We start from the raw sequence: 12,868 nt of genomic DNA on the forward strand, positions 1-12,868 counted from the left end.
AAAGTTTTAACCTGGTGTGACTTATCCAATACCAAAAAATAATCAATAATTCTCTGATTATTTCGAGATACAGGTGTTATTATTCACAGATTAAGAATAATTTGGTAATACTAAAATCAAATGACGCCCACTAAGTATTATCTTATAAACATTTCAACATATCAAATAATGTATCATCTACAGTACATGATAGTGTCATCATTTCGAGTGTAAATCGTGAGTTATTATATGGATGAGGCAGAGATTGGAAGTAAAAAACGAATCATTATCTCTCCTCTTACTGGCTATCAGATATCAGACGATCAGGTCCGAATACTTATTTCGACAGGCAATGGTTCAATATCAGAATACCAGATTCTGGAACCAGAACTGACATCAGATGAAAAGGAGAAACTGCTTGCCGTACGCAGGATTATTAAATCACAGGTATCAGACAAGGCTTTTCAAGCACGATTTTCAAAGAATTTTAAAACCGAATTTTATCGTATTGCTAAAGATCTTTACCCAGACCTGGATGATGAAACGATAGGACGAATCGCCTATTACATACACAGGGACGCAAAAGGACTTGGAAAGATTCAACCGCTGATTGATGATGAACAGGTCAGGCTGATCTCCGTTTCAGGTCCTGATCAGATCATCACCCTGGACCATTCAGGCCAAGGGACTCTGTTTTCCACATTATCTCTTACTCAATCAGAGATATCTCAACTAACAACCAAACTTCGTAACCGGGCAGACAATACAGTAAACTCCGGAACCCTTCCCCATACATTTACTCTCCGATCAGGCCTGCATGTAACAATTACCGGAACATCAGATGATTCATCCAGGGGATTAATCCTTGAAAAGACTCAGAGCAAATCACCATTAGATAACCATTCCACCATACCTTCTGCTGATACCTGTATCACTGAATACCGGTTGTATCACGAATTAATTGCAGTAAAGGTATTCAAATCAGACAAAGGTGAGTTCTTTTATCATATAGGTGTAATTCCCCTGAGTTCTGATGAGAAATGCGCAGTTCATAAAGCCAGACAGGAAGATGAGAAAAAAAGCGGATTAACATCTACCGGAGGAAGAAAAACAAGACTTACGTCTGAAGAATTTGCCAGATATCTGACTGAGTTTTTCCCTCTCATACCAGAAGAACGTCATCATCTTCTCTATGTTTCACTGTTATTCACTCAGGACATGGTCAGATGGCTGCGCCTGCTCGTTTCTGACCAGAGGATCACCAGGTTCAGGTGCACACACCCGGGGTCATACATCAAAATCTGGCATGAAGCAGTACCAGGAGAGGTGACCGGATGTCTCAAACCAAAACGGTCAGATCTGAACAGATTTGCAGACTTCCTGATAAAATCATCAGGGCAGACTATCAATCCGGATGAGAATGAGATCACCCTTCAATTCAAAACCGGGGAAGAGGTGCAACTCAACCGGATATGGGACGATAGAGGACATTATTACCGCATCGATCTCAAAAAACACACGAACGGATCTGATAAATCCAGCTCTCTTAAAAAACCAGATTTGAAACGGAACAAACAAACAGTACATAAATACAGACCCCTGCCATCTGATCCCAGAATTGAAGAACTTGTCGCAAGCATATTTCTTCGTGAGCAAAAAACCCCGAAGGCTGATCCTCAAGTATCAGATAGCTCACACCAACAGAATGAAGGATCGTTAAAAGGCCTCTATGCAGTAGTTCAGCCGATAAAAAACGGTGTTCAGTCGCTCATCTCCTTTACTACAAAAAAGAAGAAAGACAACCCTGAACCAACAGATTCCGAGTCGCTTCAGGTTCCATCTGTTCTGAATATTCAGAGTGAGAACGGTGTGACTGCCGAAGAGGCATACTGGCTCTATCAACCGCATTCATACGTTGCCATAACTCTTGATAAAGACAAGGAACGGACGTACAAGGTAGTAGAACCAGAACTCTCACCCCGTGAGCGGATAATCCTGGAAGAGACCCATGAGACGCTCAGAGATGTCCTGGTTTATGATAAACCTGTGACAAAAGGGGATCTTGTTCTTGAGTTTGAAGAAGTCTCCAAGGTTGTCAAAACATATGATCCAAAGATTTCGGAAGACCGGCTGTTAGTTCTCTATTACTATTTGCGACGGAATCTGAACGGGTACGGCAAGATAGATCCCCTGATGTATGATGAACTACTGGAAGATATCTCATGCAACGGCCATGATCTCCCGGTATATGTCCATCACCGGTATTATGGCAGCATTCCAACCTCTATACGGTTTGAGTCAGAAGAACTGAACCGGTTTGTTCTCAAATTATCCCAGAAAGCAGACAAACAGGTATCCCTCACTTCGCCACTCCTTGATGCCTCACTTCCGAATGGATCACGAGCTCAGATCACCTACTCGGATGTAGTCTCAACCAAAGGGAGTTCATTCACGATCAGGAAGTTCAGATCTGACCCGATGACTCCTGCAACACTCCTCTCCTTTGGCACATACAGCGATGAACTCCTTGCTTTCATCTGGCTGGCACTTGAGAACAGACAGAGCCTGATTGTTGTGGGAGGAACCGCCAGTGGCAAGACATCTGCGATGAATGCCTTCTCCTTTTTCATTCCCCACAACTCAAAGATCGTCTCTCTGGAGGACACCAGAGAGATCCAGATTCCCCAGAAGAACTGGCTGCCGGTGCAGACCAGAACAAGCAGTTCATTTAATGACCGGGGAAATGTGGATCTCTTTGATCTCCTGAAGGCCTCGCTCAGACAGAGGCCTGAATACATTATTGTAGGAGAAGTGAGAGGAAACGAGGCACAGACCCTTTTTCAGGCGATGAACAGCGGTCATACTACCATCTCCACACTTCATGCCGGAAATATTGAAGAAGCATTAAACAGGCTGACCAACGAGCCGATCAATGTTCCTGCTGCCATGTTTGGAGCCCTGAACCTGATGGTGATTCAGACGTTTCATTACCGGGATGGCCGGATGATCCGCAGATGTGATGCCATTCATGAGATAGTTCTTGGCGAGGGGGACAAGGTCAAATGGAACACACTCTTTGAGTATGACCCCAAAGACGACTCGTTTAAACGAGTGTATAAAAAATCAAAGACTCTTCAGACGATTCAGTACATGCATAACTGGAGTGAGGAGGAGATCGTATACCAGCTCAATCTTCGGTCAGCGTTTCTAACCAGACTCAAAAACCAGCATAGTACTGACCCTGAAGTGCTGATCCAGATGATAACGGATCTGAGGAGACTGGCATGAGCCTGATCACTCCCAGACAGATCGATACCTGGATGAAAGATACAAATCTACGCAGGTCGATTCGGGCCTCTCATCTTCCGTATTCGCAGTATTCGTACGTTATGATGATGCTCAAATGCAGTCTTCTTTCAGGTTTGGTATTTGTAGTAATCGCAGTATTCCTTCTGACGACAAATTTTCAACTGGTTCCTGCAAAACCTGACAACATCCTGAACAACAACATCCTTGTCATCGCAATTCTTTTCATTCTGCTTGTTCCGGGAGTCATATTAGCAATATACACCTATCCATCGACGACGGCTGCCGGGCGAAAATCCTCAATTGATCTCGACCTGCCGTACGCAATCACCTATATGCAGGCTCTCTCGATGACAATGACCCTGTATAATGTCATCAGGAAGATCTACGAAGCAGATGATCTCTTCGGTGAGGTTGGGAAAGAGTTCGGGCTTATCGTCCGCGATGTTGAGGTATTTGGAGACGATCTTTATACAGCAATCAGGAACCTGCAGGGAGTAACACCATCAAAAAATCTGGAAGAGTTCCTCAACGACCTGCTCCTCCTCTCAAACAGTGGGGGTGATGTAACAAACTTTCTTTCGTCACGATCAGCGTATTTCAGGGAGTCTGCAGCACGTGAGCTTGAGAACATTCTCAAGACGATCGAGATCATGGCAGAGGTGTATGTTACCGCCTTTGTCGCCGGTCCCATCACGATGATCATCATCATTGTCGCACAGAATCTTGGTGGAAAGTCTGATCTCGCAGGGTATATGCCGATTATTATTCTCGGGCTTGCTCTAGGCTCCATCGGGATGATCTATATCCTGTACCTGATGCTCCCGACGATCAAGATGGATATCACCAGAAAGCCGGTGAACGAGACAGAATTCGGGGATATTGCCATTGATACTACCGAGTTCTCACGAGTAGATCAGAGTTTTCTCAAGAAGATAGAGGCCAAGCGAAAACGGTTCAAACTTGAGAATCTCCTGAAAAATCCGCTTCGTGCATACATTTCAAAGTATGATTACAGTATCGTTCTTGCAGTATCATGTGCAGGGATTGTTTCTGCTCTGTACTATCTCGGGCAGTTATCTGCCTGGATTCCGGGAATGTGTCTTGAAGCCTTCATCAGCCTGTTGATAGTTGCGGCTCTGACTCCGGTATCACTGTCATATGAAGGACGAAGCTGGTTTGTCAATAATGTGGAGAGCCATACGCCCGAGTTTCTCAGACAACTGGTTGATATGAAGGATGTTGGTGTCACGCTCCAGACAGCAATCGGGCTCATATCAAACTCGAAACTGGGTCTTCTTTCGCAGGAACTGGTGATGACTTCAGAGGATATCAGAAGAGGTTCTACAACCATCAACGCTCTCGTGAGGATGGAGGACCGGATCGGGCTCGTCTCTGTCAAACGTGCAATGTCCCTGCTTGTGAAAGCGAGTGAGGTGACCGATTATATCAAGGATGTTCTGATCATTGCCATCAACGACTTTGAGCATTATCTGAAACTGAAAAAAGACCGGTTCAATATCGCGATCACCTATGTGATGATCGTGTATCTTGCAGTAGGAATCTACATGTACACCGCGTACTCTCTCAATGTCTCGTTCATCTCCTCCTTCAATTCGTTTAATATAACATTCGATACTGCATCAAATCTTACCGATATGTTCAGAATTGGCCTCGTGCTCGGGTTCTTCTCCGGCCTGATGGCCGGTCAGTTATCTGCAAACAGTATCTTAGCAGGGTTAAAACATGCTATTCTCCTCGTAATTGGGTGTTTTATTCTGTTTATGTACGTGATTCCATACCAGATGGATCTCCTTCATGCTGCAGCCGCAGCAGCTGCAGCGAATGCAACGGCAGGTGCCTGATGATGAAAAGAGACCCGGCTGTTTCCCCGGTCATCGGGGAGGTTCTGATGATCTCGTTGGTCTTAATTCTGGTTCCCATGGTGACAGTGTATCTTTTGAATCAGATGCCAGAAGACCGGGTTCCTTCAGTTACGATAAAAATGGGCTCGGTGAGTTCTTCAGGTGATATACATTTGTATCACAAAGGGGGAGACTGGGTCAAACGAGAACAGATACATGTCACCGTTGACGGGGCTGAAGAAAAGAATTGGAAGATTCCGAATCAGACGTTTGATCTCGGGGACAATCTGACTCTCTCGGGTATGTCATCAGGAAAACGGATCAGTCTGGTTGTTCACAACGCAGTTCTTTTCAGTGGAGTGGCTGGATCGTGAAGGATACGGCTGTTTCTCCGGTCATTGCCTTTATGTTGCTTCTCATGATCATCGTGTCGTTCATCTCGGTACTGAATGCGTATTATATTCCATCCCTCAAGCAGCAGGCAGAGGTGGAGCATCTTCATTCTGTTGAAGAGAGTTTCTCAAAAATATCATCTGATATTCTGCAGGTGCTTTCATTCAGGCAGAATATTACCATGAAGGAACCGGTAGATCTTGGCGGAGGTGATGTTGTACTTTCATCTCTGCGGTCTTCCGGATACCTGGAAGTGAACACAAGTCTGCAGGAGAAACCTCTCTCTCAGATCAGTCTTTCAGTGAACTCAAACTATGTGATCGAGTCTCATCTGAACAGTTCCAAAATACTCTTTCGACCGGTTGGGAACTTCTGGGTCAATCAGGGGTATGAATGGAGAGATGGTGTGCTGAATGTAACAAAAGGAAACCGGAAGACATACCTTGAATATACCGATGAATCTGACAAAAATGCCGGTGATGATAGGGACAGATATTACAAGATGTTTGCTCCCCGAATTGATCTGAAATCAACACCCCCTACAATCAGGATAGATCTTGTGCAGAATGAAGATATCGGGAGAAACAGATCTGTCAGCAGCAATGGAGCCGCTACCATCAGGGTAGAGATGAAGGAGTCATCACAAAGAACCATTCCATTAAAACCAACTGACAAGCTCACCTTCATTTTTTCCGGATCAGATGAAGACGCCATCGGATTCAAATCGGGAATTAACCAGACATTTTCCCAGTGGTCGAGTAGTAATCAATCAATCTGGGAGAGCGATAATTATACTCTGAATATCGTTGAAAACAATCAGAAGGAGTACCCAAATCTCACTCTTGCGTTATGGAATCTATCAGTAATTGCAGGATGAATGATATACCGGATAAAGGCGAGTAATAATTTTCTAGTTTCTATAACATTCAATAACATTAAAATAAAAATATCACATACATATCTGTAGCGTTGGTGCCTTGAGAGAAGAAGATCCCACTATCACTGATAAGCACTCCAATCCATTCTAACCAAGTCAATCCGATCCACCTTTCACATCAGGTAACTGGCAGGCACTGCGTACATCTTACACCGGCACCACCGCTTCCCCACTTCTTCTCCTTTATGATCTTTTGTGTCACCGGACTCTGAATGGGGTAGAAAAGATATCCCCTGGAGTCATTACCAAACTTTTTCTATCGTTATCGGGGGATTTCAAAGGCTGCAGATTTGATGTTCCCACCGATCTATGGGAGATCTGAATAGCAAATAAACAGAACTGTACCCATACCAGTCCGGATTGAGAGTATCAAAAAAAGGATTATTCCTGGATTATATTATGCCAGGAGCAGGTTCTTGTTGTACTTGAGAACATCTGGAATTGAATTAACCCCATCAACTGACTTCGGGAAGTTTGTGAAGGTGATCCGGTCATTGTTCACGGCAATGTCAGTCAGCGCTTCTTCAATCCCTTTTGCCATCTCCCCGGACTGCATATTCTCGATGATATACATCTTTCCGCCGCCTGAAACGAGATCAAGAGCATAGATCTTGTCCTTGTTCTTCTGGATTGAATCAACAACTTTTGCTGGAGTTTTGTTCCCGCCATATGCGAACTCTGGTGCAAAGAAGTCATAGACATTGGCACCGAGCCACTTCTCTACCGGTTCCTTCTGCCATGCCATCACGATGACATTCTTCTTTGAAAGCACTGCTTGTTCATCAGAGGTGATATCTCCTGCTTCGGCGATCGCCTGCTTATACTTAGCAGCATTTTCCGTGTATGCTGTCGCATTCTTTGGATCTGCGGCTTTCAGCCAGTCCAGAACGCTGTCAGCGAGAGCTTCGGCCGTCTCCGGGGTGTTCCACTCGGTGTTAGGCTTGAGAATCTTCCAGTTCGTCTTCCCGTATCCGTTTGAGTCCCTGAACTTCTCAATGGCAGCCATAGTGGTAAAGTCCATAGTACTGTTATGTGCAAGGAAGAGATCGGGTGATTTGAGGGCATCGGCATGTTTCTGGATCAGGTTTGGAAGGATATCCCCCTGAAGATGAGGGCAGACCGTTGGATCAGCAATGTATACTACATTGACTGCATCCCCACCAATCTGACTGACCGGATCCCAGAGAACACTGGTCGTTGTTACCACGTCAAGAGCAGATACTGCCGGCACACCCAGGAGGAGTGCAAGGACAGCACAAACAAAAATGAACTGTTTCATGGTATTACCAATTTGATATCGGTGTTAATATGTCTGACTATTCACTCTTCTTTTTGGTGAAAGTGCCACTGCAACAACAAAGACACCTGAAAAGAGTACAGCGGTGAGTGGTCCGACCGGGAGTGAGTAGGTCACCCCGGCACAGGCACCGATGACACTGATGGTGGCAGCAACAACCGGAGCTACAAGAAACATCTGCCTGATTGTCCCACAATACTGGTATGCAACTGCTGCCGGGGTAACAAGCCAGACATAGAGGAGCAGACCACCAACAATTGGAAGGCAGAGTGCAACCATGATGGCTATCAGAAAGAGGCAGAGGTAATAGACCGGCTGCACACGGATACCACTAATTTCTGCCATCTTCCGGTGGAATGTTATGGCAGTAATCTCTTTGTTGAAGACGATAATGCTCAGGATGATTCCAAGTGTGATGATACAAAGGCCATAGATCTCCTCCCTGTACAGAGAGATGACATTTCCATACAGCAGGGCACTGGCATCAAATCCCCGCCCTTCGGACTGCATCATGGAGATAAAAAAGATGGCAAGTGCCATCATTGTCCCAAACAGAACGCCGAGAGTGGTATCGGTATGCATCCGTGTCCGGTAACTGAGCGGCCCCATGATTGCCGCGGTCAGCATACTCATTACGATAGCAGAGAGCATCATCGGAAGCTCGAAGAACACTCCTGCAGCACCTCCAGCAAACGCTGCATGGGACATGGTGAACCCGATGGATGAGATGTTCATCTGGGTTATCAGTACACTCAAAATAGCGCACCCGACCGACGCAAAGAACATCGCCTCAATGGCATGACAGAGAACGTTGTTTTGGATCAGAAATTCAATCATCAGCCAGCCACCGGGACCGAACGGATAAGCCCTGCTACTCCATCCGGCCGGGAGACAGCATTCATAACCATCCTTCCGGTCTGCATAACAATTACCCGGATGTCGCGATCTGGCAGACTATCAAATGCATGGGAGACCATCATGACCGGAACACCGGAATCACAGATCTGACAGAGGATAGAAGAAACCTCATCTCGAGTTGTGATATCCAGGTTGCTGTATGGTTCATCGAGGAGGAGGAGTGATGGCTTTTTAGCCAGGTTGTGGGCGATCAACACCTTCTGCTGCTGGCCACCAGAGAGTTTTCCAATGAGTTCATCTTTCAGATGATCAATTCGCAGAGTTCTCATTGCATCCCTTGCTGCCTCGATATCTTCTCTGGTCTCACGCCTGAACCATCCGATTCTGCCATACCTTCCCATTCTGACAACTTCTTCGACAGTGTATGGAGTAAACGGATGAAAATCAAAATTCTGGATGACATACCCGATACTGCACCGGGCCCTGGTACTGTCATGTGGAATACCCATTCCGCAGACGGTAACTGATCCCTTCACGATGGGAAGCAGACCGGTGATGGCTTCAAGGAGGGTGGTTTTTCCTGCTCCGTTCGGGCCGCCGATAACCACGAACTCTCCTGCTCTTATCTCAAATGAGACATCCTTTATGACCGGGCAGTCAGCTCCTTCATAGGTGGTCCATACGTTCTCAAGATGGACAAGACAGTCCGGTTTGCCACAACTCACAGGCTATCAACCTGGAAGATCTCTTCGTCGTGAAGATGGTACAATGATTCTGCGTACCGCTCAATTGCAAGTTCGTAATCAGGATCATTCTGATTCAGGGTTTTCAGTGGTTTTGGTATTATTCTGATCTTCTTTTCACCTGCGCAAAAAGTGCAGGAGACACTTTCAGACTTTATAACTTCGATATTTCCTTTACCCAGCGTGCATCCACTGCCGAGTTGAACCCCGTCGGCAAGGCAGGACTGAGGAGTGACTCCCGAGCAGAAGACCTGCGCTTTGAGCTCGAATGGATTCGCTTTTAATGCGTTGAGGGCATGTCTTCCCATCCGATACCCGAGAACGATAAACGGTCCGAGATGGCCGTGAAACCGGGCAAGATCCTGTACTGAATAATCGCGGGGGATCTCCATATACTGGCAATGGTCGTGCCACTTCATAGTGATCACTATCTATCTAATAATACAAAAATGACATTCATATGTATTTTGAAATACGATTGTAACAATCGTGAATTAATGTATGAAATCAGATATGAATCATAATGTAGATCGTTCAGACAATGAACACTATCTCTCAATGGCATCGGCGTATGATACACGACTATCAGCCATCCTCCCAGAAAGTGAAACATTTTTCGCAGAGGTTCTTTCGTTTATCCCTGTTCAGGCCCAAAAACTTCTGGAACTGGGATCAGGTACCGGGTATGCGACAGAAAAGATTCAAAGCCGTTTTAATACCCTTCAGATAATCGGAATAGATCACTCGGATGAGATGATCCGGTGTGCACAGCAGAAACCACACCTGAATCAGGTTACGTTTCTGGAGCAGGACATCAGAGATCCCTGGCCAGCCGGTCAGTTTGATGTCATCCTGACTACGCTCTGTTTCCATCATGTTCCTGAGCATGATCGGATGGCCCTCCTATCCCGGGTACATGAAGCCCTTTCACCGGAAGGGATCTTTATCTGTGGGGATATCATCAGACCTGAATCAGATGTGGCAGAAGAGATCTACCGGTCCCGATGGATCAGATCGATGGAGTCAGCCGGGTTATCATCAGAGGAGATCACCTCCATTGTCAACTCAAGAATAACAAATTATGGCGAAATGGAGCGTGTCGAAACGCTTATTGATAAGATGAGGCGGGCAGGATTTTCTGTGGTGCTCATGCCATATCGTCATGAAATATCGGTTGTTGTTGTTGGGTTTAAGGCATAACGTACAATTAAGCCCCTTTTTTAGGAGAACCTCGGTTTGAGGATTTAGGTTTTCTGAACAGAGCTAGGAGATTATCCTAGTGTCCCGGGCCATTTAAATTTGAGAGTAACTTCTCTCATTAATGATATTGAAGATTAGAGACTGCAGAAACGAGACTGGATAGTCTTAAAAATCTCATTTCAAAATGTTATTATATCATAAATTCGTATATCTTTTTCTGAAGATAAATGATAAAAGAGTTTGGTATAACGGCCCTTATTTTATTGATTTTTATTCTTAGTGTAGCAATTAAACTGACAATTTTAACTGGTATCTCTTTCTTCGCGTTTGTAATATTTTCTTGTTTCTGTGCATTTTATTATAAGGGAAAAAAGAGTGCTGTTATTGCATTGATACCTTTAGTAATAATTGTAATGTCTATTGTCATATTTTTATCACAAATAAAGGTTGGAGTTGTATCAGAACCAGTAAAGGTAACAGTACAAGTGAAAGATGTAATTCTTTTTATGATTCTTGGATTAATATCAGTAGGATGTTCTATTTTTTTCTCACTAACTGCACAAAATACACCGATCTCATCCCAAGAATCTACGACAATCCCTTCATCTAAATCAGAAGAATAAGATTCTTTCACAACTTCTTTCTGCCTTGTTGTTTATTATAACTCTAAATAGAATAGATTCAGGAGTTATAATTACTCATAATGACAACCTGGGTTTTTGGGTTCCTATTTAAATAAGTTAGATCAAAAAAACAAGATGTAACAGGTCTAGTGAACTTTTTCAAATATAAATTATAGATTCATTTTTTCTTTCTCTTAAAAATATCTGATGAGTTCAGGCTATCTCAGTAACTTGGATGATTCAAAATGCTTAAAAGCAAAAATTTTGATGAATCTGATAATTATTTAGAACAATTAGCAGACACACCTAGTGTTCTTTGCTACTTAAATATGAGAGTAATTCCCATTAAAACGATATTGAAATTTAAGAGGCGATTGACACTTGGTGCCGATTATACCAGGATGTTGTCCAAGCCTCATACCATACCACCTCACATGTATCTTGCATTGTATTAAGAGGGATTATCTCAATAAATTCTGAGTAAGGGCAATAAAAATTTATGATCGATGTGTCACAAGTATCTCTTGGACTAACCATTGCATCCGGTATAGGTGACCCTGTATGATGATCGAAGATGATCCAGGATACATTATCCTCCACAGCAAACGAAATGTTTCGCGATTCCAGATCCTTGTAGAAATTGCTGAACATCAACCTGCAATTCGTCAGCAGGAGATTGCAGTTATGCTTGGAGTTACGCCACAGGCGATATCGGAGTATATTCGTGATCTCATCGATGAAGGGATGATAAAGGCTTCAGGAAGAGGAAGATATGAAGTCACCCGTGAGGGTATCGAATGGATCCTCCAGAATGCAGAGACGCTCGAAAACTTTGCCAAACATGTCAGGCATGATATCATCCATCAGATCACGGTCTGGACTGCAATTGCTGATGAGGATCTGAAAGCGGGTGACCGGGTCGGTGTGTACATGAAATCCGGTATTCTCTATGCCTCTAGGAGGCAAACCTCTGCAAATGGAGAAGTTGCCATGGATACTCCAAAGGGAGAAGAGACAGGAGTTCTCAGACTTGACGGGATCATCGAACATTCAGAATCTGTTGTGCAGGTCTGTAAGGTTCCACGAGTTGAACGGGGAGGGTCACGTAATGTTGAACTGGAAAAACTCAAAGAGGTTATCAAAACTGTATCTTTTGTTGCCTGTGTCGGTCTTGAAGCATGGGTCTCTCTCAAAAAGATCGGACGTGTCCCTGACCTTTATTTTGGATCCCGGGAGGGTGCCATAGATGCAGCACTTCATGGAATTCCTTCAGCGATTGTCATCGTAGATGAATTTTTTACCGATTTCTTACGGCAACTTGAGCAGGCAGACCTCAGTTACGAGATCCATGATCTCATTCAAACATGACAGGATTGTGAAGGAGAACATAGGCTGAAATAAAATTACTGTCAGGTATGGGAAGATACAGGCAATACAGTAGACAATATGCGGATCCCGGTTTATACAACAAAAGATGACAACCTGTCATGAATCGACTCGAATTTTATATCAGGTGATCTTCTTTCAAACAAGATGTTCAATTCTCATGATTATTGGGCAGATCTTAAATTAATGATAATACACCCGTATTTTAAAAATTAAGGCGAATATTGACATATTTGATCTATTGTTATATCGCAACGCTATCGCTGGATCTCATATCCAGG

Annotated in this window: 11 protein-coding genes; 6 read left to right on the forward strand and 5 right to left on the reverse strand. The window is 44.2% G+C overall.

Annotated elements, in window-relative coordinates:
- The first annotated feature begins 228 nt into the window (after positions 1–228).
- The 4 genes from ACHZA2_RS04700 to ACHZA2_RS04715 are packed head-to-tail and all read left to right on the forward strand — an operon-like array spanning position 229 to position 6,420.
- Complete coding sequence (locus ACHZA2_RS04700; protein WP_319578731.1) at positions 229–3,267, forward strand: ATPase, T2SS/T4P/T4SS family; 3,039 nt, start codon at positions 229–231, stop codon at positions 3,265–3,267.
- The gene (locus tag ACHZA2_RS04705) at positions 3,264–5,150 is read left to right on the forward strand and encodes a type II secretion system F family protein (protein ID WP_319578732.1); all 1,887 of its coding nucleotides are present in this window, start codon (positions 3,264–3,266) and stop codon (positions 5,148–5,150) included. Before ACHZA2_RS04700 ends, ACHZA2_RS04705 begins: the two co-directional genes overlap by 4 nt.
- Positions 5,150–5,524, forward strand: coding sequence for a type IV pilin N-terminal domain-containing protein (locus tag ACHZA2_RS04710; protein WP_319578733.1), 375 nt, complete (start codon positions 5,150–5,152; stop codon positions 5,522–5,524). The genes ACHZA2_RS04705 and ACHZA2_RS04710 overlap by 1 nt, the downstream gene beginning before the upstream one ends.
- A complete protein-coding gene (locus ACHZA2_RS04715; RefSeq protein ID WP_319578734.1) occupies positions 5,521–6,420 on the forward strand; it encodes a hypothetical protein in 900 nt (299 codons plus the stop codon). Before ACHZA2_RS04710 ends, ACHZA2_RS04715 begins: the two co-directional genes overlap by 4 nt.
- Before the next feature lie 457 nt (positions 6,421–6,877).
- Here the strand turns inward: ACHZA2_RS04715 and ACHZA2_RS04720 are convergent, their stop codons facing one another.
- Genes ACHZA2_RS04720 through ACHZA2_RS04735 form a run of 4 tightly spaced genes read right to left on the reverse strand, consistent with a single transcriptional unit; the run spans position 6,878 to position 9,797 of the window.
- Entirely contained in the window at positions 6,878–7,759 is an 882-nt protein-coding gene (locus ACHZA2_RS04720) for a metal ABC transporter substrate-binding protein (RefSeq protein ID WP_319578735.1), read from the reverse strand.
- A gap of 24 nt (positions 7,760–7,783) precedes the next feature.
- The gene (locus ACHZA2_RS04725; RefSeq protein ID WP_319578736.1) at positions 7,784–8,614 is read right to left on the reverse strand and encodes a metal ABC transporter permease; all 831 of its coding nucleotides are present in this window, start codon (positions 8,612–8,614) and stop codon (positions 7,784–7,786) included.
- Complete coding sequence (locus ACHZA2_RS04730; RefSeq protein WP_319578737.1) at positions 8,614–9,360, reverse strand: metal ABC transporter ATP-binding protein; 747 nt, start codon at positions 9,358–9,360, stop codon at positions 8,614–8,616. Before ACHZA2_RS04730 ends, ACHZA2_RS04725 begins: the two co-directional genes overlap by 1 nt.
- Positions 9,357–9,797, reverse strand: coding sequence for a formylmethanofuran dehydrogenase subunit E family protein (locus ACHZA2_RS04735; protein WP_319578738.1), 441 nt, complete (start codon positions 9,795–9,797; stop codon positions 9,357–9,359). The genes ACHZA2_RS04730 and ACHZA2_RS04735 overlap by 4 nt, the downstream gene beginning before the upstream one ends.
- Positions 9,798–9,879: 82 nt before the next feature.
- Here ACHZA2_RS04735 and ACHZA2_RS04740 point away from each other — a divergent pair, with 82 nt between their 5' ends.
- Positions 9,880–10,578 carry a class I SAM-dependent methyltransferase gene (locus ACHZA2_RS04740; RefSeq protein WP_319578739.1) on the forward strand — a complete coding sequence of 233 codons (699 nt, stop codon included), beginning with the start codon at positions 9,880–9,882 and terminating at the stop codon, positions 10,576–10,578.
- Between the two features lie 358 nt (positions 10,579–10,936).
- On the opposite strand, the gene ACHZA2_RS04745 is transcribed toward ACHZA2_RS04740, so the two are convergent.
- Positions 10,937–11,212: a hypothetical protein gene (locus ACHZA2_RS04745; RefSeq protein WP_319539858.1), complete on the reverse strand. Its 276-nt coding sequence runs from the start codon at positions 11,210–11,212 to the stop codon at positions 10,937–10,939.
- 553 nt (positions 11,213–11,765) lie between these two features.
- On the opposite strand from ACHZA2_RS04745, the gene ACHZA2_RS04750 reads away from it, so the two are divergent.
- Positions 11,766–12,569, forward strand: a complete 804-nt coding sequence (locus ACHZA2_RS04750; RefSeq protein WP_319580943.1) for a winged helix-turn-helix transcriptional regulator — start codon at positions 11,766–11,768, stop codon at positions 12,567–12,569.
- Positions 12,570–12,868 lie beyond the last annotated feature (299 nt).

This window comes from uncultured Methanospirillum sp. (assembly GCF_963668415.2).
GTDB lineage: Archaea > Halobacteriota > Methanomicrobia > Methanomicrobiales > Methanospirillaceae > Methanospirillum.